Annotated in this window: 16 protein-coding genes; 7 read left to right on the top strand and 9 right to left on the bottom strand. The window is 66.2% G+C overall.

What is annotated here, in order from left to right:
* Positions 1 to 50: 50 nt before the first annotated feature.
* Positions 51 to 2,429, top strand: coding sequence for a SulP family inorganic anion transporter (locus LFT45_RS20750; protein ID WP_236805462.1), 2,379 nt, complete (start codon positions 51 to 53; stop codon positions 2,427 to 2,429).
* An 82-nt stretch (positions 2,430 to 2,511) separates the two neighbouring features.
* On the opposite strand, the gene LFT45_RS20745 is transcribed toward LFT45_RS20750, so the two are convergent.
* The 8 genes from LFT45_RS20745 to LFT45_RS20715 all read right to left on the bottom strand — a co-directional run bounded on the left by LFT45_RS20745 (position 2,512) and on the right by LFT45_RS20715 (position 12,576).
* On the bottom strand, positions 2,512 to 3,891 hold the full coding sequence (locus LFT45_RS20745; protein WP_236805460.1) for an MFS transporter: 1,380 nt from the start codon (positions 3,889 to 3,891) through the stop codon (positions 2,512 to 2,514).
* Between the two features lie 62 nt (positions 3,892 to 3,953).
* A complete protein-coding gene (locus LFT45_RS20740; RefSeq protein ID WP_236805454.1) occupies positions 3,954 to 5,429 on the bottom strand; it encodes an NAD-dependent succinate-semialdehyde dehydrogenase in 1,476 nt (491 codons plus the stop codon).
* 48 nt (positions 5,430 to 5,477) lie between these two features.
* Positions 5,478 to 6,728 carry an iron-containing alcohol dehydrogenase gene (locus LFT45_RS20735; RefSeq protein ID WP_236805448.1) on the bottom strand — a complete coding sequence of 417 codons (1,251 nt, stop codon included), beginning with the start codon at positions 6,726 to 6,728 and terminating at the stop codon, positions 5,478 to 5,480.
* A gap of 157 nt (positions 6,729 to 6,885) precedes the next feature.
* The gene (locus LFT45_RS23555; protein WP_442863633.1) at positions 6,886 to 7,092 is read right to left on the bottom strand and encodes a helix-turn-helix domain-containing protein; all 207 of its coding nucleotides are present in this window, start codon (positions 7,090 to 7,092) and stop codon (positions 6,886 to 6,888) included.
* Positions 7,089 to 8,846 carry a GAF domain-containing protein gene (locus tag LFT45_RS20730; protein ID WP_236805443.1) on the bottom strand — a complete coding sequence of 586 codons (1,758 nt, stop codon included), beginning with the start codon at positions 8,844 to 8,846 and terminating at the stop codon, positions 7,089 to 7,091. The genes LFT45_RS23555 and LFT45_RS20730 overlap by 4 nt, the downstream gene beginning before the upstream one ends.
* A 136-nt stretch (positions 8,847 to 8,982) precedes the next feature.
* On the bottom strand, positions 8,983 to 10,308 hold the full coding sequence (locus tag LFT45_RS20725) for an MFS transporter (RefSeq protein WP_236805442.1): 1,326 nt from the start codon (positions 10,306 to 10,308) through the stop codon (positions 8,983 to 8,985).
* Positions 10,309 to 10,397: 89 nt separating this feature from the next.
* The gene (locus tag LFT45_RS20720; protein WP_236805441.1) at positions 10,398 to 11,138 is read right to left on the bottom strand and encodes a FadR/GntR family transcriptional regulator; all 741 of its coding nucleotides are present in this window, start codon (positions 11,136 to 11,138) and stop codon (positions 10,398 to 10,400) included.
* A 76-nt stretch (positions 11,139 to 11,214) separates the two neighbouring features.
* Positions 11,215 to 12,576 (bottom strand): NAD(P)H-dependent oxidoreductase, encoded by a 1,362-nt coding sequence (locus LFT45_RS20715; protein WP_236805440.1) that lies wholly within the window; start codon positions 12,574 to 12,576, stop codon positions 11,215 to 11,217.
* 292 nt (positions 12,577 to 12,868) lie between these two features.
* Here LFT45_RS20715 and LFT45_RS20710 point away from each other — a divergent pair, with 292 nt between their 5' ends.
* A complete protein-coding gene (locus tag LFT45_RS20710; protein ID WP_236805439.1) occupies positions 12,869 to 13,261 on the top strand; it encodes a hypothetical protein in 393 nt (130 codons plus the stop codon).
* An 18-nt stretch (positions 13,262 to 13,279) separates the two neighbouring features.
* On the opposite strand, the gene LFT45_RS20705 is transcribed toward LFT45_RS20710, so the two are convergent.
* Positions 13,280 to 16,714, bottom strand: coding sequence for a DEAD/DEAH box helicase (locus LFT45_RS20705; RefSeq protein WP_236805438.1), 3,435 nt, complete (start codon positions 16,712 to 16,714; stop codon positions 13,280 to 13,282).
* Between the two features lie 187 nt (positions 16,715 to 16,901).
* Between LFT45_RS20705 and LFT45_RS20700 the strand changes: the two genes are divergently transcribed.
* The 5 genes from LFT45_RS20700 to LFT45_RS20680 all read left to right on the top strand — a co-directional run bounded on the left by LFT45_RS20700 (position 16,902) and on the right by LFT45_RS20680 (position 22,326).
* On the top strand, positions 16,902 to 17,771 hold the full coding sequence (locus LFT45_RS20700; RefSeq protein WP_236805437.1) for a DMP19 family protein: 870 nt from the start codon (positions 16,902 to 16,904) through the stop codon (positions 17,769 to 17,771).
* Between the two features lie 186 nt (positions 17,772 to 17,957).
* The gene (locus LFT45_RS20695; RefSeq protein WP_236805436.1) at positions 17,958 to 18,980 is read left to right on the top strand and encodes a LacI family DNA-binding transcriptional regulator; all 1,023 of its coding nucleotides are present in this window, start codon (positions 17,958 to 17,960) and stop codon (positions 18,978 to 18,980) included.
* A gap of 127 nt (positions 18,981 to 19,107) precedes the next feature.
* Positions 19,108 to 20,403, top strand: a complete 1,296-nt coding sequence (locus LFT45_RS20690; protein WP_236805435.1) for a sugar ABC transporter substrate-binding protein — start codon at positions 19,108 to 19,110, stop codon at positions 20,401 to 20,403.
* An 83-nt stretch (positions 20,404 to 20,486) separates the two neighbouring features.
* Positions 20,487 to 21,446 carry a carbohydrate ABC transporter permease gene (locus LFT45_RS20685; protein WP_236805434.1) on the top strand — a complete coding sequence of 320 codons (960 nt, stop codon included), beginning with the start codon at positions 20,487 to 20,489 and terminating at the stop codon, positions 21,444 to 21,446.
* Between the two features lies 1 nt (position 21,447).
* Positions 21,448 to 22,326 carry a carbohydrate ABC transporter permease gene (locus LFT45_RS20680; RefSeq protein WP_236805433.1) on the top strand — a complete coding sequence of 293 codons (879 nt, stop codon included), beginning with the start codon at positions 21,448 to 21,450 and terminating at the stop codon, positions 22,324 to 22,326.
* Position 22,327 lies beyond the last annotated feature (1 nt).

The following is a 22,327-nucleotide window of genomic DNA, read 5'->3' as shown; positions in this document are numbered from 1 at the left end:
GGGGCGTCAATAGCGTGGATAAGGACCCTTCGAACGAGCTAAGGACTTATATGCCCTCGCCAGCCGCCACGGATCCACAACCCATCCATCCCGGCAGGAGCCGGATACCAGTCCTGGCTCGCCTCACATCGGGCCTCCGCTGGGACCTGCCCGCGTCCCTCGTGGTGTTCCTCGTTGCCGTTCCGCTGTCGCTCGGCATCGCCGCGGCGTCCGGCGCGCCGGTCATGGCCGGACTGATCGCGGCAGCGGTGGGAGGCATCGTTGCAGGCAGCTTGGGCGGCTCCCCGCTGCAGGTCAGCGGACCGGCAGCAGGCCTGACCGTTATTGTCGCCGGCCTCATTGAGCAGTTCGGCTGGCCCGTCACGTGCGCCATTACCGTGGCCGCCGGTGTCCTCCAGGTGCTGCTTGGCATGGCCAAGGTGGGGCGGGTGGCGCTTGCCATTGCGCCGGTGGTGGTGCACGCGATGCTTGCCGGGATCGGCATCATCATCGTCCTGCAGCAGCTGCATGTGATGCTCGGCAGCGAAGCCGGCGAAGCGGCGCTGCACAATATTGTGGCTCTGCCGGACAGCCTGGCCGCCGTGGATCCGCAGGCTGCATTCCTGGGGGCTGTGGTGATCGCACTGCTCGTCGCATGGAAGCACATGCCGGCCGCCATCCGCCGCGTGCCCGGCCCGCTGGTCGCCGTGGTGGCCGCGACGCTGCTGTCCCTCCCGTTCAATTCCGACGTCGACCGGATCACCTTCGATGGTTCCCTGCTGGACGCCCTTGCCCTCCCGCACCTGCCGCAGGGGGAATGGACCGCCATTGCCGTCGGCGTCGTTACCATCGCCCTGGTGGCGAGCGTGGAGTCGCTGTTGTCCGCCGTCGCCGTCGACAAGATGCACCACGGCGAGCGTACGAATTTCAACCGTGAACTGCTCGGCCAGGGCGCTGCCAACGTGACGTCAGGCATGCTGGGCGGCCTGCCGGTCACCGGTGTGATCGTCCGCAGTGCCACCAACGTCGAGGCCGGGGCACACACCCGCAAGTCCGCCGTCCTCCACGGCATCTGGGTTCTGGTCTTTTCCCTGCTGCTGGCGGGAGTCATCCAGCTGGTGCCCCAGGCCGTGCTGGCCGGGCTGCTCATCATGATCGGCATCCGCCTCGTGAAGGTGGCCGATTTCCAGACGGCCCGCGTCACGGGTGACCTGGCCGTCTACGCCGCCACTCTGCTCACGGTGGTGTTCGTCAACCTGCTGGCAGGGGTGCTGATTGGGCTCGCGCTGGCAGTGCTGCTGGTCCTGTGGCGTGTGGTCCGGGCCAGCATCCACGCGGAGCCCCTCGGCGGAACCGCCGAAGGCCGCTGGCGTGTGGTCATCGACGGCTCCTGCACGTTCCTGTCGCTTCCCCGCCTGAGCAAGGTGCTGGCCGCGGTGCCGTCGGCGGCGCATGTCACGGTGGAACTCGACGTCGACTACCTCGACCACCCGGTGCACGACACCCTGGAGGCCTGGCGCGTGCGGCACGTGAAGAATGGCGGCAGCGTAGAGATCGAGGAAACCGGCACCGCCACGCTCCGCGCCGCCGTGGCGGGAACTCCCGCACGCGGCTCGTCGCGCTCCGCACTGCGCGGCGGCTTCGCGCCGTGGCGGAGCTGGCAGCGGGACGCTGCGCCGCTGGCTGCGGAGGCAGCCGGGCACGTCCCGGCCCCGGTACGGTCGGTGCTTAACGGGGTGGACAGCTACCACCGCCGCCACGCCCACCTGCTGCGTCCGCACGTCCAGGAGCTCTCCACGTTCCAGGACCCCGACACGCTGTTCATCACCTGCGCCGATTCCCGGCTGGTGCCCAACCTGATTACCAGCAGCGGCCCGGGGGACCTGTTCACGGTCCGGAACGTGGGCAACGTGGTGGGTAGTGACCGCCTCGAACCGTCCGTTGAGGCGTCGCTGAAGTTCGCCCTCGACGAGCTGTCGGTCACGTCGGTGGTGGTCTGCGGCCACTCCGGCTGCGGCGCCATGACGGCCCTGCTCGCCGGACCTGGCCCGCACCAGCAGGCCTCAGGCCAGCAGGCCTCGGTCCAGCAGGCCTCGGTCCAGCAGGGCTCCGGCCAGGGTACGGAAGGGCAGGAGGAGCGTTGCCCCGTCGAGTCCTGGCTGGACCACGGACGGCCGAGCCTTGAGTCGTTCCATGCGGGCCACCCCGTCCAGGTTGCAGCCGAGCAAGCCGGGTACGGCGCGGTGGACCAGCTGGCCATGGTCAATGTTGCCGTCCAGCTCGAGCGGCTGCAGCAGCACGCCAGCCTGCAGGACACCGTCCGGAGCGGTGACGTCCATGTGACGGGCCTGTTCTATGACATTGCCACGGCACGGGTCCTGCAGATCACGCCCACGGGCATCAGCCACCTGGACCCGCTGCCGCGGGCCGAAGAGCTGGCCCCGGCCTGACGGGGGAGAAAAACCGGCGGCATTGGCAGTCCACACTGCCAATGCCGCCGGTTTTTTCTAGCCTGGGTGTGCTAAATGTTTCCTAGCGGACGCCGGCCCGGGAAGTTGCATCCTCCGAGACCTGCGAATCCTGCTGCTGCGCCGCCTCAAGGCTGCCGCGCACGCGCTTCACCGTTTCCGGCGCCAGGATTGCGGAGCCTACGGTAATGACGCCGATGATGCTGAAGTACAGGATCACCCAGCCCGGTTCGCCGTTGCCTGCGTTGAGCAGGGCCACCGCGACCAGCGGCGCGATGCCTCCGGCCAGGACCGAGCCGAACTGGTAGCCCATGGAGGCGCCGCTGTAGCGGAGCTTTGTGGAGAAGAGTTCGGCGAAGAAGGCGGCCTGCGGGCCGTACATGGAGTTGTGGAAGACCGCGAGGCCGATGATGATGGCCAGGGTTGCCAGCAGGGCGCTGCCGGTGTCCGTCATGACGAAGTAGAGCGGGAAGAACAGCAGTCCGCCGATGGAGCCGAACAGGTAAAGCGGCTTCCGGCCGATCCGGTCGGACAGCGCCGCCCAGAGCGGCACGGCGATGACGCCGATGGCGGAAGCGATCAGAACGGACATGGATCCCTGGTTGGCGCGTTCGGGGCCGAACGTCCGCATGATGTAGACAACCGAGAAGGTGGTGTACAGGTAGAAGGCCGAGTTCTCGGCGAGGCGCATGCCGACCACCAGCCAGACGCCCTTGGTTTCCTTCTTGAGGGCCTCACCAAGCGGGTTGTGAGCGGTCTGCTTCTTGGCCACGAGCTCCTTGAAGTCCTCGGAGTCCTCGAGCTTTGCCCGGACCACCAGGCCCACGACGATCAGCAGTACGCTCAGCAGGAACGGAATGCGCCAGGCCCAGGCATCAAAGACATCCGCAGGGACGCTGGCCTTCACGGCCAGGACGGACGAGTTGGCAAGCAGCATCCCGGCCGGGACGCCCATCTGGGTGAAGCTGCCGAAGAATCCGCGGCGGCCTTCCGGGGCGTGTTCGGTGGAGATGATGGCGGCCCCGGCCCATTCGGCGCCCGCACCGAACCCCTGCACGAGCCGCAGGACGGTCAGCAGGATCGGAGCCCAAACGCCGATCTGTGCGTAGGCGGGCAACAGGCCCATCGCCAGGGTGGCGAACCCCATCAGGAGGAGCGACAGCACCAGCATCGGCTTGCGGCCGATCTTGTCGCCGTAGTGGCCGGCGAACATGCCGCCGAAGGGCCGGGCAACGAAGCCGACCGCGTACGTGAGGAAGGCCAGCAGGAGACCGGTAGCGGGGTCCTGCTCGGGGAAGTAGAGCCTGCTGAAAACGCCGGTGGCCGCAAGGAGGCCGAAGATGTAGTAGTCATACCACTCGATGGTGGTTCCGGCGAAGCTGGCGAGGGATACCCGCCAGGGCACTCGGCGTGCGTTGCCGGCAGTTGCTGCAGAGAGCGTCATTGGTCTTCTCTTTCGAAGGTCAAATAGGGACGTGGGGAATGATTAGGGGGAGTGAACCCGGTTCACCAGTCGACGGCGATGTATTTGGTTTCAGTGAAGTCCAACAGGCCCTGATGGGCGCCTTCGCGTCCCAGGCCGCTTTGCTTGACGCCGCCGAACGGTGCGGCCGGGTCAGAGACGAGCCCCCGGTTGAGGGCCACCATTCCGCTTTCGATGCGCTCGGATACCCGCAGCCCCCGGCGCAGGTCCTCGGTGAACACATACGCCGCGAGGCCGTACTCGGAGTCGTTGGCAGCCGCGATGACTTCGTCTTCGGTGTCGAAACCGATAACCGATGCCACGGGCCCGAAGATTTCCTCACTGACCATGCGTGCATGGAGCGGCACGTTGGTTACCACCGTGGGCGGGTAGTAGTAGCCTTCCCCTTGCGGCATCTGCCCGCCGGTGAGCAGGCGCGCACCCTGGTCGAGGGCATCGCGGACCAGGGCGTCCACCTTCAGGACACTTGCCTGATCCACCAGCGGACCCACGTCGGTGGACGGATCCGTGCCCGGCCCGACCGTCAGGGCGGCCATGCGGGCGGCCAGGCGACTTGCGAACTCCGACTGGATTCCGCGCTGTACGTAGATCCTGTTGGCTGCGGTGCAGGCCTGGCCGCCGTTGCGCATCTTGGCAATCATGACGCCGTCGATAGCCTTGTCCAGGTCGGCGTCCTCGAACACCAGGAAAGGGGCGTTGCCGCCCAGTTCCATGGAGCACTTGAGGACGTTGTCCGCCGCCTGCCGCAACAGGTGGCGCCCGACTCCGGTGGAACCGGTGAACGACAGCTTACGAACGCGGGGGTCAGCCAGGATCGGCGTCATGACGTCGCCCGTCTTGCTCGTGGTGATCACGTTGACGACGCCGGCCGGGACGCCCGCGTCGACCATCAGCTGGGCGATGGCCAGTGAGGTCAAGGGGGTCAGCGTCGCTGGCTTGAGCACCGCGGTGCAGCCCGCGGCAAGCGCGGGTGCGAGTTTGCGCGTGGCCATGGCGGCGGGGAAGTTCCAGGGCGTGATCAGGACGCAGACACCGATGGGCTGGTGCTGAACCAGGATGCGGTTCGCCCCTGACGGCGAGGTGGACACCTCGCCGATGATCCGGACGGCCTCCTCGGCGTACCAGCGGAAGAACTCTGCGGCGTAGGCCACCTCTCCCCGGGCATCGGGAAGGGCCTTGCCGTTCTCGAGAGAGATGAGGCGGGCCAGTTGTTCGCTGCGCTCCGTCATCAGTTCGAAGCAGCGGCTGAGGACTTCGGCGCGGCGCCGGGGCGGCGTCGCCGCCCACTCGGGGAATGCCGCGGCGGCGGCATCGACGGCGGCGAGGCCGTCCTCGACGTCGGCGTCCGCGATGGTGGTGATTATGGTCCCATCGGAAGGATTAACGACGTCGACGGTGTGGCCGGCGGTGGCGTCCTGCCAGCCTCCGGCGATGAGCAGCTGGCGGGGGACCGCAAGCTCATCGACGTCGAGCGGTTCCTGGGCGGAAAGAATTGTCATGGGGGATCCTCGGGTTTTGATCAGGTGCTGATAGGACAGCGAAGCGTTTTAGCGGATGGTACGGTCGCCGTCGTAAGCGGCCTGCACGATGGACATAACTGACTCGAGGTCGAGCGGCACCGGGTTGTTGTCGATGAGCCGCTTCGAGTTCAGGGACAGCCTGGCGATCTGGCCAAGGTCGGCCTCCTGGACGCCGAGGTCCTGAAGCGTTGCAGGCAGTTCAATGGTGGCGATGATTTCGTCGATGGCCTCCACTCCGGCAACCGCCGCGCTCCGGGAGTCCAGGCCTTTGATGTCGCGTCCGAGCGCCTCGGCAATCTGCCCCAGCTGCGGTTCGATGGCGCTGAAGTTGTGGCGGACAACGTAGGGGAGCAGCAGGCCGACGCCCACGCCGTGTGGAGTGTGTGTCAGCGCGCCAACGGGGTACTGGATGGCGTGCGCCGCCGCCGTTCCGGCGTTGCTGAGGACTATGCCGCCGTAGAGTGCGGCGAGCATCATGCCGGCTCGGGCATCGGTGTTGCCCGGGTCCTTGTAGGCGGTGGCCAGACTTCTGCCGAGGAGCCGGATCCCGTCCAGTGCCAGGGAGTCGGTCAGGACATTCTTGCCCACGAACACGCGCTCGCTGGCGAGCGTGCGGGTTGGTTCCCGGGTGATGGCGGTGAACGATTCGACCAAGTGGACGAAGGTGTCCGCGCCGGTGGCTGCCGTCAGGGACGGCGGGCAGGTGTAAGTCAGTTCGGGGTCGCACACCGAGGCGAAGGGGATGATGTGGGGGCTTGAGATGCCCATCTTCATGCCGAGTCCGGGGTCGGAGACCACGGCAATGGCAGTCGCTTCGGACCCGGTGCCCGCCGTGGTGGGCAAGGCGATGACGGGCTTGACGGGACCGGGAACGGCGAATTCGCCGTAGTAGTCGCTGGGCTGGCCGCCGTGCGTCAGCAGCACCGAGACCACTTTTGCCATGTCCATGCAGCTGCCGCCGCCGAAGCCGATGACGACGTCGACGTCCTGGCCCTTGAGCTCTTCGATGCAGGCCATGATGCCTGGGGTGGGCAGTTCGGCCTGGGTTTCTCCGTAGACCCGGACGGACAGCTGCCGGCTCTCAAGGCTTGTAACGAGGCTCTGCAGTTCGTCCGAAGCCGCGAGCCGGGGGTCCGTGCAGATGAGGACGCTGTCACCGAGCTCTGCTGCGATATCGGCGATGGCAAAACGCTGCTGGGCGCCGACGACGATGTTCCGCGGCAAGCGCAGGACGCCGAAGGTTGCGGGACGGATGCCCGCTGCATGCGCACACGACATTGTTACTGACTCCTAAGGATGGGGATCGCCGGCTACCTGACAGGTGCCGCAGATCTCATCGTTCCAGAGCGGTGTGACGTGGCCTATGGAAGTTTTTGCCACATTGGCGGCGGAAGCATGTGCTTGGAAACCACATGCAGGGTGCGCCGGGCCAGTGCTAGTGGCCCCGGCTTCCTGCGGACTGCAGACGCCAGAGCCGCAGTGCCACGTGGATGTCCAGGGACCGGCCGCCCCTGCGCCAGCTGGCCCCGAGGACACTGTCGATGCGTTCTAGCCGTTGGCGAAGCGTGTTGGGATGAATGTGCAGGGCCTCCGCCGCAGCGGTGCCGGAGGCGTCGTTCTCAAGGAAGGTCCAGGCGGTCAGAACCAGCTGTGTTCCCCGGCGGCCGTCATAGTCCAGCAGGGGTCCGAGCTGAGCCGCCAGCAGCTGGCGGCAAAGGGGCTGTCCATGGCGCCCAGCAGCATGCCGGCTGTGCCGAGGGCAGCCCGGTCGGCTGCCTCACCGTTTCGTGCCAGCGCCTGCAGCGCACGCAGCACGGCACCAGCCTCGGCGTGAGCGTCCGCCAGCCGGGAGAAACCCGCCACCGGCTGGGACGATCCAACGCTGGCCTCGATGCGCTGGTGCTTCAGGGCATCAACGAGTGACTGTCCGTTGTCCTCGCCCACGTCAACACCGGAAGTGCCGCCTCGGCGCGCGGGCGGCTCGATGACGCACAGATGGGACTCGTGAAGGGCAGTGATGCCGGGACGGTCCTGCGAATGCCGCTTCAGTACTGCCAGAGCCCTCTGCCGCTGGTCCTCCCGGACGCCCACCACCCGGACCACCAGCGGGATGTTGTCCGCCAAGCCGAATCTGCCGGCCCGCCGTTTCAGCGCTTCGGTATCCTCGGACCGCGGATTCAGGAGTTCGTCTACGAGCTCGAGTTGCAGCCGGTACTGCGCGTCCTGGAAGGTTCTTTCAGAGAGCAACGCCGCACTGAGGACCAGGGCGCTTCGTTCCAGCACTGCAAGCCGGTCCTGGCTGACGTGGCCGGCAACGATCAGCGAACCCAGATGCTGGTCGCCGGCCACCGCAGACATCACGGTGTAGTGCCGGCCCCTGACTGTAAAAGGCATAGGCAGCGTCCGCGCGGCGGAGAGTTCCGCGGCGCTTAAGGCCGCGGGACTGCCAAAGTCGGTGTTGGCACCGAGTCCTGCCAGGGTCTCGCCCATGGGTGAAACGACGGACACCTCGCTGTCCATGGATTCGGCGAGAAGCATCATGAGGTTGGGCAGGCTGTTGGCGGACGCGAGGGTCTCCATCAGCCTCTGGTCAAGGGAGGAGAGCTCTTCCAAGGCCTTCAAATGGGCAAGATTCTGCCGCTGTGCCTGATCCAGACGGGCCAGGGCATCAGCCATTTCAGTGAAGTGACGCGCGTTCTCAAGGGCCACAGCAGCGTGGGTGCCGATGGATTCCATGAGTGCGACGTCGTCGCTGCTGAACGTGTGCGCGTGCCGGTCCGCCACGAGGAGCGCGCCGATGACCTTGCCCTCGGCCCGCAAGGGAACTCCCATGATGGCCCGTACGCCTTCTGCCGCCACCGCCACGTCACTCGACTCAAGGTGCGACTTGGTCTGGTCCACAAGGTAGTCCGCGGATTGCGAAGGGGCTTCGCCGGTGGCCACAGCACCGAGGACGCCCTCGCCCAGGGGCATGCGGATGTTCCGGAACAGGGCTGTGGCGGCGCCGTCAGTCACCCGGATGTACGATTCCCCGGAGTTGTAGTCGTTCAGGCTCAGGTAGGCGATGTCGCTGCCGATGAGCGAGCGGGTTCTGCGGACGATGGCCTTCAGGACGGCCTCGACGTCGCGGATGCCGGTGAGGTCCGTGGCGGTGTCGTACAGGACGCGGAGCAGGCCCTCCCTCCGGCTCGCCTCCCGAAGCCGTGCATTGAGGCTGCGGGCCGCCGCTGCCGTCGAAGGGTCGAGGAGGTGCTCCGCCTGCATAGCAGCCAGTTGTGTCTCAAGAGCTTCGGCAGAGATGCCTTCGCCCAGAAGAGCCAGAAGCCGCCCCAGCGTCATCGCTTCCTGCGGGGGAGCGGCGCCCGCACGGGCTGGCGGACTGTCTTGGGCACCCATAGGCCAATGGTAGTGTCTGCCGCCAGTTGCTCGAATGGAAATGGAACGGCCCCTCCGATCAGGAGAAGGGCGGTAAGGCAGATGGTCCCGGGCAGGAATTCCTGCCTGGGACCATCTGCGTTTACGTTGTCTTGTTCTACTTGCCGCTTGCGATCAGGGTTTCGACTTCCTTCTGTTCGCGGCTGCTCCAGGTTTCCCTGGTTGACAGTGCCGCGATGAGGCCGATGACTCCGCAGGCGATGTAGACGATGGACACTCCGCTCCAGCCCCAGGCAGCCGCCGTGGCTGCGGCGATCAGCGGGATGAAACCGGAGATGGCGGCTGAGAACTGGTAGCCAATGGATGCCCCGGAGGTGCGGGTATTGGCGTTGAACAGTTCGGAGAACCAGGCGCCCTGGGCGCCGGCCAGCATGTCGTGGAGCACCGGCAGGCCCACGACGTACACGAGCACGATCAGGAACGGGACGGCGGTGTTCACCATGAGGAACATGGGGAACCCGAACAGGATGATCCCGGCGCAGCCGGCGAGGTAGAGCTTGCGGCGGCCGATTCGGTCCGTTACCCGGCCCCACAGGATGGTGGCGGCGACGCCGATTGCGGCTGCGAGCACCAGGCCGGTCAGGCCCACCTGCCGGTCAACGATCTTGTTCGTGCTGATGTAGGAGAGCAGGTAGGTAACGATGACGTAGAAGCCGCCCGACTCGGCCAGGCGCAGCCCGATGACACGGAGGATGTTCCGCCAGTCCTCCCTGACGACTGTCAGCAGCGGGTTCTTGACGAGTTCGCCGCGTGCCTTTGTCTCTTCGAACTCGGGGGATTCGCTGACCTTCATCCGGATGATGATGCCGGCGATGATCAGGATGGAGCTGGCCAGGAACGGCACGCGCCAGGACCACTCGTTGTTCCAGCCCGTGGTGCCGAGGAACACGAGGTTTGCCAGGAGCAGGCCGAGCGGAACGCCGGCCTGCGGGATGCCCGTGTACTGCCCACGTTTGCGCCACGGGGCGTGCTCGAAGGTCATCATGATGGCCCCACCCCACTCGGCGCCAAACGCCAGCCCCTGGATGATGCGGATGGCCACGAGCAGGATCGGTGCCAGGACGCCCACCTGCTGGTAGGTGGGCAGGACGCCGATAAGGAACGTCGCGGCGCCCATCACCAGCAGCGCGCCCACCAGGACCGGCTTCCGGCCGTACTTGTCGCCAAGGTAGCCGCCGATCAGGCCGCCCAGCGGCCGCATGGCGAAGCCCACGGCCAGGGTGGCAAATGCGAGCAGTGTGGCGGCGAGCGGATCCTGTCCGGGGAAGAAGGCGCTGCCGAAGTACAGCGCTGCCGCCGTTCCGTAAGCGAGGAAGTCGTAGTTTTCAATAGTCGTGCCGACGGCGCTGCCGATGGCCACCTTCAGTTTGTCCGGTGATCCGTGCTCTGCCTGCTGGGCGTGCGTTTGCGTGAGGGTGCTCATCGCGTTCATATCTCCTTCGATATGGGACAGGTTGCTTCCTGCCCCTGCGGTTGCCGCAGGCGCTGTCCCCATGGACACCGGCCCCGGCGTCACCTGGGCTGGTTCAAGGCCTTGGCGTTGTCAATGTTGTAAAAGCTGCGGATGTGGTTGCCCACGGCCCGCCGGGCCCCATCGGCTTCCTTCCGGCGGACCGCCGCAAGGATCTCGCGGTGTTCGCTGCGGACCACCTTGGCCGTTTCCCGCCAGTTCTCCAGCCGGGCGTAGGCCTCGATCATCTGGCGGTTGATGGCGGTCCGGAGGGAACCCATCAGGTGTGCCGTGAGCGAGTTGCCGGTGGACTCGGCGATCCGCACATGGAACGCCGCATCCAGCCGGTTGAACTCTGGGGTGGAGATCTCCGGGTCGTCCATCTGGTCCAGGATCTGTTCCAGTTCCGCCAGGTCCTCTTCAGTTGCCCGCTGGGCAGCCTCCTCACAGCACCAGGTTTCGAGTGCGATCCTGGTTTCGAGTACCTCTGTGTGGTCGAACTGGCCGAGCGCGAGCTGGAGTTTGAGGAGGTTGATGAACCCTGACCCGGGCTCCTCAACCAGGACCGCGCCGCCGTCGGCTCCTCCGCCAGGGCGGATGTCGACGATGCCCAGCGCCTCAAGGACCCTGAGCGATTCCCGCAGGGATGGGCGGGAAACGTTCAGGAGGGCGGACAGGTCACGTTCGCTGGGGAGCTTGTCCCCGGCCTTGAGCCTGCCGTCCAGGATGCGATCTTCTATCTGGGCCATGACCTGTTCGTAGGTCCGGACCCGCTGTACCGGTTCCCATGCTTCTGCTGTCACGCCGATCACCCCTCTGAGTTTTTGCCTGCGGCAGACGGCCGCGGCTATTTCATGGTAGTTGCTCGGCCTGACCGTCTTACCGCTGTGCTTGGAACAGTTCGGCCCGGGCTTCGTTCTCGAGCTGGCGCCGGATCTGGACGGCAAGCAGGCTCTCGTCGGCGTCGACGTCGTCCCAAGAGACGGTGCGGTCCTTGGGCACGTCCCGCTTGAGCTTCATTCCGTGGGCGAGGCCAAGGGGGAGGGCGTTGCGTTCCAGCGAGATCCGCGCGGGGGCGAGCTTGCCGAACGCGGTGTAGCCGCCCTCACCGTCGAGGATTTCGCCGGCCTTGAGGTCCTTCTTGGCGGTGGTGACGACGTCGCCGCGGAACCCGGTGGGGGCGCCGGTGGCTTCCCCGCGGAGCACCGCGGACGCGATGCTGACTCCGAGCTCCAGCCCGATCATGTGGTACGGCCTGTACAGCGAGCCGTAGCGGCCGGTGGAGTCTGTCTTCACGCCGTATTCAGCGAAGCACTGCGCAGCGTAGTCGGTCTTGGCCTCGAAGGTTACGTAGACGCCCCAGCGGAGGTCGCGGTCCACTTCTGTGCCGTCACGGTTCAGGCTCGAGGCGATTTCCACGGTGCCCCGGCGGGTCAGAGCGCCGCCGACCGACTGCTCGCGGTACACGTGCGGAAGGTCGTCGACGCCGGCAGGCGGGAAGAAGAGTCCCTCATCCTGTGGGGTGAGGCCGGTGCCGTTGGCAACGGCGGCCATCTCGATGGCGGACTTTGTGCCGTCCAGGAACGAGTTGAACATCTTCGGGTTGAAGTCGCCGCTGGCGAGCTGTTCGTCAGTGAAACCGTAGTAGTTCCAGACGGTGTCCGGAGTGGAGTAGTTGTATTCGGGCAGGTACTTGGTGCCCTTGCCGGCGGCCACGACGTCGAAGCCCACCGTGCGGCACCAGTCGACCATTTCGCAGATCAGGGCCGGCTGGTCTCCGTAGGCCATGGAGTAGACCACCCCGGCTGCCTCGGCGCGCCGCTGCAGGAGCGGGCCCACCATGCAGTCTGCCTCGACGTTGACCATGATGATGTGCTTGCCGTTGTCGATGCTCTGCACCGCGTGGGCGGTGCCGACGATCGGGTTGCCAGTCACCTCGAGGATGACCTCGATCTGCGGTTGCTGGATCAAATCGGCTGAGCTGTCGGTAACAAACGTGGTGCCGTTGCGCAGCGCCTCGGCAAAGCTGCCGGCGGCGTAGCGCTCCGCGGGCCAGCCGGTCCGCTGCAGGGCGCCCTTGGCCTTGGGGACATCGATGTCGGCCACGCCGACGACGTGGATGCCTTCTGAATTGAGGGCCTGGGTCAAGAACATGGAGGCGAACTTGCCTGCGCCTATGACGCCCACGCGGATGGGGCCCTGGGTGGCTGTTCGCTTTTGCAGGAGCGAATGAAGGTTCATGGACTGCTTCCTCGTAACGATTGTCGCGGTGGTTAGTTGGTCTGACCATCTGATGTTGCAACCACGATGACATGCCATCGAGACTGTGTCAAGCGTCACTTCCAACTGCCTTTACGCCGGTGGCTGCGTACCGCTGTCCGAATCCGGGTACTTCAACCACGAAAGACGGGTAGCGGGTGCCCGTGACAGGGGCCGTACGGGGCACTTGAATGGTCGGACACGTGAACCGCCCAGAGCGACGGAGGAGACAGCATGCACTTTTCAGGAAGCCGGCCGCGCCCGGGTACGGGCCATGAGCGCCGGACTGGCCTCAGCGGTACAGTTCGCCGGGTCCCTGCCGGGGTCGATCCTGCTGACGCTGGGGCAGGCCCTGGTCCTCGTCTGCGCCTGTGCCGACATGCTCCGGCTGCTCTCCGTGCCGCGCTCCCGCGGGCGCTACGTGGCCAACACCGTCTTCAGGACGCTGGCGCCGCCAGCGATTCTGGTCATGGCAATTACCGTCCTGATTGATGCGGCCTCCGGCGTCTGGGGGGACGTTACGCTCGGGATGTTTGTGCTGGTGGTGGTGACGTACCGGTGGCGGACGGACACGGACGAGGAGAACTGGTGGAAGGGAAAGGGCAAGGCGCTGGGGCGCTGGCTGCGGAAGCAGACTGCGCCACGGATCCTGCCGGCGCCGGCCTGACGGCGTTTGGGGGACCGGTCAGTCGTTGAAGAGCCCCGCCAGGTCCTCCGCGGTGAGCGCACCGCCGGAGAGCGCATCGCCCTCCATCACGTCGGCGAACAACTGCGACTTCTTGGCCTTGAGCGCCATGACCTTCTCCTCGATGGTGTCCTTGGCCACCAGTCGGTAGACCATGACGTTCCTGGCCTGGCCAATGCGGTGCGTGCGGTCCACCGCCTGCGCCTCTGACGCAGGATTCCACCACGGATCGAGCAGGAAGACGTAGTCGGCCTCGGTCAGGTTGAGGCCGAACCCGCCGGCCTTGAGGCTGATCAGGAACACCGGCGCCGTGCCGTTCTTGAACTCATTGACGACGTCGGTACGGTTCCGGGTGCCGCCGTCGAGATAGCAGAACTCGATGTTCTCCTCGGTGAGGCGCTCGCGGACCTTGCCCAGGAAGCCGGTGAACTGACTGAAAATCAGGGCGCGGTGGCCTTCGGCCACGAGGTCCTCCAGCTGCTCGAACAGCACGTCCAGCTTGCTTGACCGCACGCCGGACAGCGACTCGTCCACCAGTGTGGCGTCCAGGCTGAGCTGGCGCAGCAGCGTCAGCGACTGGAAGATGGTGAAGCGGTTCTTGTTCACGTCCTCGATGAGGCCCAGGATCTTCTGCCGCTCGCGCTGCAGGTGTGTCTGGTAAACCTTCTGGTGCCGCGGGTTGAGCACCACCTCAAGGATCTGCTCCTGCTTGGGCGGCAGATCCTTGATGACCTGCTCCTTGGTCCGCCGCATCATTAGCGGACGGACCCGACGGCGGAGCTTGTCCAGCTGCCCCTTGTCGCCGTTCTTCTCCACCGGCTTCTGGTAGTACTCGGCGAACCTCGACGGGCTCGCGAACAGCCCCGGCGCCACGATGGAGGTCAGGGCCCAGAACTCCATGAGGTTGTTCTCCAGCGGCGTGCCGGTGATGGCCAGCTTGAACGCCGCCGGAAGTTTGCGGGCGCACTGGTAGGCCTTGGACTGGTGGTTTTTGACGAACTGCGCCTCGTCCAGCACCAGCCCGGCCCAACGCCGTCCAGCGTAGGACTCGTAGTCGATCCGGAACAGCGCGTAGGACGTGATGACGATGTCCGCGCCGGCCAAGGCCTCGGCGGGGTCGGCGCCGCTCTTGGCGAACGTCTCGCCGACGGCCCGGACCGTAAGGCCGGGTGCGAAGCGGGCGGCCTCGGCCTCCCAGTTGCCCACGACGCTGGTGGGCGCCACCACCAAAAAAGGCGCGCCGCCGTCGGCTGTTGCGGCATCGGCTGTTGCGGTGTCCGCTTCCCTAACGCCCGCGGCAAACGCGGCGTGTTCCTTGGCCGCACACATCAGGGCCAGCGCCTGCACGGTCTTTCCCAGGCCCATGTCGTCGGCGAGCACGCCGCCGAGGCTGTGGCGGTACAGGAAGCTCAGCCAGTTGTAGCCCTCCAGCTGGTACGGGCGCAGCTCGGCATTGAGGGTGGCCGGCAGCGGCAGGCCCTGGACGCCGTCCTCCAGAAGCCCGCCCACGGCTGCGCGCCAGGCGGACGCCTGCTCGTCCACGATCCCCAGCTGGGCAAGTTCATCCCACAAGCCGGCCTGGAACCGGCTGATCTGCAGCGGCGCGTCCTTGTCGCCCGAGTTATCCTGCAGCGCGCGTGCCTCGTCGATCAGGGCCCGGAGCTGGTGCAACTCCGGAAGGTCCAGAGAGAAGTAGGCGCCGCTCGGCAGCAGCATCCGTGTCTGTCCCGCAGCGAGGGCGGAGAAGAGCGCCGCGAAAGACACCGGCTGACCCTCGAGGGTGATCACAATGCCAAGGTCGAACCAGTCGCGCTGGTCAGTGGCCTTGGTGGAAATCGCCACCACCGGCGCCTCTTCCGCCTCCCGGTAGTCGGCGATGTCGCCCGAGGTGTCCACGTCGACGCCGGGCGTGTTCCGCAGCCGGGGGAGCACCTCCTCCGTGAAGGCCAGAGTGTCCAGCCCGCTCAGCTCCGCAGTGGCGGCGAGGCGCGGCGTGCCCCAGCCGCCGGTGGCTGACTCGCCCAGCTTGGGCACCAGGTCCCACGGCTGGCCCACAGCCTCCAGGATCCGGGCCTCAGCAGGATCGTCACGGTATCCGTGGTCACCGGGATGGCGCCAGAGCGGCTGTGCGGTGACGATGGAGCCGGACTTGTAGTGCCATTCCCAGTGCAGGCGCACACGGTGGTCGGCGCCGTAATTGGCCAGCAGCGAGAGCGTCGGGAGGGCGAGTTCGGGCAGCTCGACGGACTCGTCCGCCGCCGTCACGCGTGCGGTCTGCTTCAGCTTGGGGTAGAAGCCCGTGAGGAAGCGTCCCTCATCGCGTGCCGGAATGTGCAGCGTGCTGCCCGCCGTGACGAAGGCCAGCAGCTCCTCGCTCAGTCCGCTCTCCAGCGGGGCGAGGGTGATGGTCTCGTCCGCGGCGACCCCCGGCAGCGCGTCTCCGCTGGAGGTGAGGAAGATGCCGTGCGCCGGGCGTCCGATGGTACCCACCGACGCCGGATCAACCTCGGTGCCGTCAACTGTTATGGTGGACGCGAGCTCCAGGCCGCCTTCCTGCCCGTCGCTTCCGTAGCGGCCCAGGTTAAGGCCGACCGCCGCCGGCTCCGCCGCCACCTTCACCGGCTCCGAGCCGCGGCTGTGCACCAGCGCGACGCCGATCTGCCGGGCTTCCTCCAGCAGGCCCCACAGGTTCTTTCCGGCGAAAGTGTTCAGCCCCAGCCAGAGGGACGACGACGAGTAAGAGCGGTTGGCGCCGGCGGTGTGCGCGGCGAGGAAGGCCTGCAGCCACTCCACATGAACCTGGTTGCACTCGCGCTTGAAGTTCAGGTAGCTGAGGGTGTTCCACGAGATGTCGCCGCGGATCCATTTGCCCTTGGCCCCCATGATCACCGGGCGGGCCTTGAGCTGGCGGACGCTGCGGAGCGGATCCCGGCGGCCGGTGTAGGAGAAGTGCGGGGCCGGTTCCTCCACCTCGAACTGCAGGGCCAGGGGAGTGCCACCGCTTTGCTGGGCGGAACCGGCCTGTGAAATCAGGGGGCTGAGCGCCTGCTCCCAATCCGAGAGCGCCGGCACGGATTTTTCGCGCGACACCCTCGAGACGTCGGCGGGGGACAGGAGCTGCACCCGCACGGCAGGGTTGTCCTCGGCAGCGAACAGCAGCGCGGCCACGTGCTTGCAGTCCTTGCGGACCGGGCAGCTGCAGACGCCTACCGTGCAGCTCCAGCCGCCGCCCTTCCGGACCAGCTTGGCTGTGGTGGAGTACGGCAGGTCGGAGCCGCCGCGGACCTTGCCGAGCATCAGGCCGGTGGCGGAATCGAACGAGATCCCGGAGACGCGGCCGCCCATGGCATAAGCGAGCCCGGCCGCGAGGGAGCGGTCGTTGATCGCGGGGGTCTGGATTGCCAGTGCCGCACTGTCGTCCGGTTGGGAAGGCATGGGTGCGCGCTACTTTCGGCAAGTCGAAAATCTGCAGGTTATCTGATCCATCTTAGTCGGGCGGAAGGGGCCCTCAAATTGCGCAAACTTCGCCTGACGTTCACTTCGTCCTCAACCTGCGGGTGCAGGCGGCGCGTACGTTGAGAGAGTCCTGAGCACCACCGGCTTTCTGCAGTGAGGATTTCCCATGACTTCCAGCGAGTACCCCGTTGTCCTGACCGTCGAAGCCACCCCGGGCGGCGGCATTGCCAGTGACGCGGAGATTGTTGATTCCAACGTCGCCGTGGTGAACAGCATGTACCAGGAGCTGCTCGGCCCGGGGGAGATCGCACCCAACGCCCTGCGCAGCTACTTCGTGGACTTCTACCTCACGCAGTCCCTGGGCGGCGGCTTTGCCCAGTATGTCTTCACCGCCCCGGACCGTGAGGAGCTTGACGCCTACATCCGCGAGGGCCTCGAAGGCATGGGCGCCGCCGGGCATGTTGCGCTCTTTGACCGCACCGCGGAGGCATTCGACTCCCTGTCCGAGGAGGAAGCCGACATCTACCTCGACGGCGAGGCCGACGCCGAGCAGGACGGCGAGCTCCCGCAACGCGTACAGGCCATGGAGGACCTCGACGCCGAATTCGAATCGCTCCTCGAAACGGAGGACATCGTGGCCCTCAATGCGGCGTGGCTGCGTGTGCAGGAAGGCCTGCTGGTCTTGAGCGACGACGAGCTCACCGCACACATCGCCCAGCGCGTGGCGGCGCTGCCGGACCTCGAAGAGCGGCGCGCCGAGGCCGAGGAAGAAGCCTTGGAGAATGCCCCCGAATTCGAGGTCATCATCCGCGAACTGTGCGACATTGCAGGGTACGAGCTGCAGAAAATCACCATGGGCGACCCGAACTACAACCACAACGGCGCGGCCGTGCTGGCGTGGCACTTCAGCACCGATCACGGCGACTTCCTTATGATCGAGGACGACGACGAGGCCTTCATGCTCAACCCGGACACCAGGGAAATCGTGGCCGCCGTCGAGTTCGAAGAGCTGGACGAGGACCTCGTGGAGGCGTAGCGCAAAGCGGGCTGCTGGTTGGGCCTGCTGAGTGCAGGCTCAACCGGCAGTTAGACCCCGGTGCCTGGTTGCGGTGTTGAGCCACCGGAACCCGCACCTTCAACTACAGGCGTGACGCTTGACACATGCAAAACGTTTTGTGTACGCTCGTGCACACCGAACCAAAACGTTTTGCAAAGGAAGTCGATGACGACGCGAGTAGGGATACGCGAAGTGGCCAGGGCCGCAGGAGTCTCAGTGACCACTGTGTCCCACGCCCTTAACGACGCCACCAGCTCCCGGGTCAAAGCGGAAACCCAACAGCACGTCCGGGACGTGGCCAGAAACCTTGGCTACGCTCCAAACCGGCTCGCCAGCGGATTGCGCAACCAGCGCTCGCAAATCCTGGGCCTGGTCAGCGACGAGATCACCACCACGCCATTCGCCGGGGCAATGATCCGCGGAGCGCAGGATGCGGCCTACGAGCGGGGCTACGTGGTCATGGTGGTGAACTCGGGCCTGGACAGCGAGCTCGAACACCGCGAAATCACCATGCTTCAGCAGCACCAGGTGGACGGCGTGGTGTACGCCAGGCTGTACCACCAGGGAGTCGACCTGCCGCCGGCGCTCTCGGGGATACCCACCGTGCTGCTGGACGCCGTCACCGGCGATCCGGCGGTCTCCTCCATCGTGCCGGACGAGATCGCTGCCGCCGAAACCGCCGTCGGAGCCCTCATCAAGGCGGGCCACACGCGGATCGGAATGATCAACAACGTGGACGACATTCCCGCTACGCACGGCAGGCTGGAGGGCTTCCACAACGCGCTGCGCCGCCACGGCATCGGGCACGATCCGCGGCACCTCGTCATCGCGCAACCGATAACTTCCGGTGGCCGTGAAGCGGCACTGGGTCTCCTGAGCCAGCCGGACAGGCCAACGGCCCTGTTCTGCTTCAGCGACCGGGTGGCCATGGGCGCCTACCAGGCGGCCGCAGCTCTGGGACTGACCGTCCCGGAGGACGTTTCGATCGTCGGCATCGACAATCTGGAGCTCATTGCGGACTCGCTGTGGCCGGGGCTCACCACGGTGGCCCTGCCGCACTACGACATGGGGCGATGGGCGGTCAACCGCGTTCTTGACGACATTGAGAACCCGGGGGTGCCGCCACAACAGGTGCGGCTCGCCTGTCCCCTGATCGAACGGGGATCCGTAGGACCGCCCAGGACCTGACGGCATTTCTCGAAACAAACTACCCGGTGCCCCCTGAAAAAGGGACGCAGCCGTTGCAGCGGCCGCGCCCCTTCCGGACCCCGGGCCAATCATCCACGCGCAAAATCAGCAGAAAGACTGGACCTTCATGAACAAGCGATTCACACGGATCCTGGCCACCAGCATAACCGCGGCGGCACTGATGGGCGGCCTCGCCGCCTGCGGCAAGGGAAGCGCGTCCGCCACCTCCGAGGACGGCAACGAGATCACCATGTGGACCCACAACGCGGGAAACCCTGACGAGCTCGCGGCCATCAAGTCCGTGGTCGATTCCTACAACAAGAGCGGCGCCGCCAAGGCCCAGATCAAGGTGCAGGCATTCCCGCAGGACTCCTACAACGACTCGGTGGTCTCAGCCGCCGCTGCCGGGAAGCTCCCGTGCATCGTGGACATCGACGGGCCCAACGTGCCCAACTGGGCCTGGGCCAAGTACCTGACCCCGCTCAAGCTCACGGCCGACCTGTCCAAGAACCTCCCCAGCACCGTCGCCAAGTGGGAGGGTGAAACGTACGCGGTGGGCTACTACGACGTCGCCCTCGCCATGCTCGCCCGCGCCTCGGACCTCAAGGCGGCCGGTGTCCGCGCCGCCACAGTGGAGAAGCCGTGGACCAAAGAGGAGTTCCAGGACGCGCTGACCAAGCTCAAGGCTCTCGGCAAGTGGCAGTACCCCCTCGACATGGGGACGGCCGGCACCGGTGAGTGGCTGCCCTACGCGTACTCGCCGCTGCTGCAGTCCTTCGGCGGGGACCTCGTCAACCGCGACGGCTTCCAGTCAGCGGACGGCGCCCTGAACGGCGACAAGGCCGTGGCGTGGGCCGAGTGGTTCCGCGGACTCGCCGACCAGGGATTCATGGCCAAGAAGAGCGGCAAGGACTCCACCCAGGACTTCCTGAACAACAAGAGCGGCCTCGTCTACACCGGCTCGTGGGCCGCGGACAAGGCGCGCAAGGCGCTCGGCAAGGACCTGGCGGTCATGCCCTCCGTGGACCTCGGCAACGGGCCGAAGATCGGCGGCGCCTCCTGGCAGTGGGGCGTGACCAGTGGCTGCAAGAACTCCGAGGCCGCGATGGACTACCTCTCCTACTCGCTGAAGCCGGAAAACATCGCCGCCGTGGCCAAGGCCACCGGAACCATCCCGGCCACCGATGAAGCCGCGGCCCTGATCCCCGCCTTCGCGGAGGGCGGAGAAAACCGGATCTTCATGGAACTCTCCCGCCAGCAGGCCGTGATGCGTCCGGAAACGCCTGCCTACCCGTTCATCGCGACGGAGTACGGCAAGGCCGTCCAGGACATCCTGGCCGGCGCCGAGCCCAAGACTGTCCTGGACAAGGCGGTCAAGGCGATCGACGCCAACATCAAGTCCAACGGCGGCTACAAGAACTAGCCAGCCGCCGGACGGAGGACGACGGCGGGCGGCACCTGCCGCCGTCGTCCTCCAACCGGCACTGACTGTCAACGGAGACTCCCATGACAACCACCCAGCTTCGCTCCCGTCCCTCCGCCACACCGGCGCCGGGCGGAACCACCCCGGCGGCAGGCCGCCGAAAGCGCCCGGGCCACCTGCGCGAACAGCTCAGCGGCTGGGGGATGATCGCGCCGGCCGCGGTCCTCCTGCTCGCCTTCGTGTTCCTGCCGGCGATCCTCGGCTTCGGCCTGGCCTTCACGAACGCCCGCCTCATCTCCCCGCGGCCGGTGGAGTTCGTCGGAATGGACAACTTCGCCCGGCTCTTCACCGACCCCACCTTCTGGCGCGCGCTCCTGAACGTCAGCTACTTCGCCGTGGTGGTGGTGCCGGTGCAGTCCGGCCTCGCCCTGGCCATGGCCCTGCTGATCAACAAGAAGTTCCGCGGCGTGAACTTCTTCCGTACCGTGTACTTCCTGCCCGTGGTCACGTCCATGGTGGTGGTGTCGCTGCTCTGGCTCTTCATGTACCGCAAGGACGGCCTGATCAACGAGCTGCTGTCCACGTTCAGCTTCGGCCTCATCCAGGGCGCCGACTGGCTGAACGACCCCGCCACCGCCATGCCGGCCATCATCGCGCTGTCCATCTGGCAGGCCGCGGGCTTCCACATGATCATCTGGCTCGCCGGACTGCAGAGCATCTCCGGGGAACTGTACGAGGCCGCCCAGCTGGACGGTGCCAGCCGCTGGCACCAGTTCCGGTACGTGACCTGGCCGGGCCTCAAGCACACCCGCAGCCTTGTCCTGGTGACCATCACCATCCAGGCCCTCGGCCTCTTCGACCAGGTGAGTGTCATGACGCAGGGCGGCCCGCTCGACTCCACCACCACCATCATCTACGAGGCGGTCCGCTCCGGCTTCAAGCAGCAGGAGACCTCCTACGCTTCGGCCATCTCCCTCGTATTCTTCGTGCTCGTGCTGCTGATCTCCGCAGTGCAGCGCTATCTGACCCGAGAGAAGGACTGACGTGAAAAACGTGCTCCGCCTCAATTCGATCGGCGCCATGGCCGTGCGCATCCTGTTCGCCGCCGTCGCCGCCTTTCCCATCGTGTTCATGCTCGTGTCCTCGCTCAAGCCGGACCAGCAGATCTTCGGCGACATGTCCTCGGTGGCGGCCTTCCTGCCCATCGGCAACATCTCGCTGGACAACTACACCGCCGTCTTTGACCGGGTTCCGGCCGCCCGCTTCCTTATCAACTCCGTCGGTATCTCCGCCGTGACAGTGGTGCTGGGAATCTTCATCAACAGCCTGTGCGCCTTCGCGCTGTCCCGCATGCAGGTGCGCGGCAAGCGCGTGGTGTTCACGGCGATCCTGGCAACCCTTATCGTGCCGTTCCAGACGCTCGCCCTGCCGCTGGTGTGGTGGGTGAACCAGCTGCCCTACTTCGAACTCAACGGTTTCAGCCTGGAGATCTCGAAGGGCTGGCTGGACACGTACCAGGTGCAGATCATCCCGTTCATCGCCAACGCGTTTTCCATTTACCTGTACCACCAGTACTTCGAGTCCATCCCCAAGGAACTGGACGAGGCAGCCCGGATCGACGGCGCCGGGTGGTTCAAGATCTACCGCCAGGTGGTGATGCCGCTTGCCGGTCCCGCCACGGCCACGGTGGCCATCCTGACCTTCCTGCCCGCCTGGAACTCCTACCTGTGGCCGCTCATGGTGGTCCAGTCCGAGGAGCTCCGCCCGGTGATGATCGGCATCCAGTACTTCTTCCAGCTGAACGTCTCCTGGGGCGAGGTGATGGCCTACGCCTCCCTCATCACGGTTCCCGTGGTGGTCCTCTTCATCGCGTTCCAGCGCTCCTTCATCAACAGCATCGCCTCCAGCGGTGTCAAAGGCTGAT

This window comes from Arthrobacter sp. FW305-BF8 (assembly GCF_021789315.1).
In the GTDB taxonomy this organism is placed as follows: domain Bacteria; phylum Actinomycetota; class Actinomycetes; order Actinomycetales; family Micrococcaceae; genus Arthrobacter.
Note: the sequence above shows the minus strand (reverse complement) of the source record. Positions and strands in the feature narration are given on the sequence as shown.

Excerpts from the sequence above, each read along its gene's own strand:
- LFT45_RS20700 (WP_236805437.1), top strand. The coding sequence starts at position 16,902 with ATGACTTCCAGCGAGTACCCCGTTGTCCTGACCGTCGAAGCCACCCCG.
- LFT45_RS20710 (WP_236805439.1), top strand. The coding sequence starts at position 12,869 with ATGAGCGCCGGACTGGCCTCAGCGGTACAGTTCGCCGGGTCCCTGCCG.
- LFT45_RS20735 (WP_236805448.1), bottom strand. The coding sequence starts at position 6,728 with ATGTCGTGTGCGCATGCAGCGGGCATCCGTCCCGCAACCTTCGGCGTC.
- LFT45_RS20750 (WP_236805462.1), top strand. The coding sequence starts at position 51 with ATGCCCTCGCCAGCCGCCACGGATCCACAACCCATCCATCCCGGCAGG.
- LFT45_RS20690 (WP_236805435.1), top strand. The coding sequence starts at position 19,108 with ATGAACAAGCGATTCACACGGATCCTGGCCACCAGCATAACCGCGGCG.
- LFT45_RS20730 (WP_236805443.1), bottom strand. The coding sequence starts at position 8,846 with ATGGGTGCCCAAGACAGTCCGCCAGCCCGTGCGGGCGCCGCTCCCCCG.
- LFT45_RS20725 (WP_236805442.1), bottom strand. The coding sequence starts at position 10,308 with ATGAGCACCCTCACGCAAACGCACGCCCAGCAGGCAGAGCACGGATCA.
- LFT45_RS20695 (WP_236805436.1), top strand. The coding sequence starts at position 17,958 with ATGACGACGCGAGTAGGGATACGCGAAGTGGCCAGGGCCGCAGGAGTC.
- LFT45_RS20715 (WP_236805440.1), bottom strand. The coding sequence starts at position 12,576 with ATGAACCTTCATTCGCTCCTGCAAAAGCGAACAGCCACCCAGGGCCCC.
- LFT45_RS20685 (WP_236805434.1), top strand. The coding sequence starts at position 20,487 with ATGACAACCACCCAGCTTCGCTCCCGTCCCTCCGCCACACCGGCGCCG.
- LFT45_RS20740 (WP_236805454.1), bottom strand. The coding sequence starts at position 5,429 with ATGACAATTCTTTCCGCCCAGGAACCGCTCGACGTCGATGAGCTTGCG.
- LFT45_RS20745 (WP_236805460.1), bottom strand. The coding sequence starts at position 3,891 with ATGACGCTCTCTGCAGCAACTGCCGGCAACGCACGCCGAGTGCCCTGG.
- LFT45_RS20705 (WP_236805438.1), bottom strand. The coding sequence starts at position 16,714 with ATGCCTTCCCAACCGGACGACAGTGCGGCACTGGCAATCCAGACCCCC.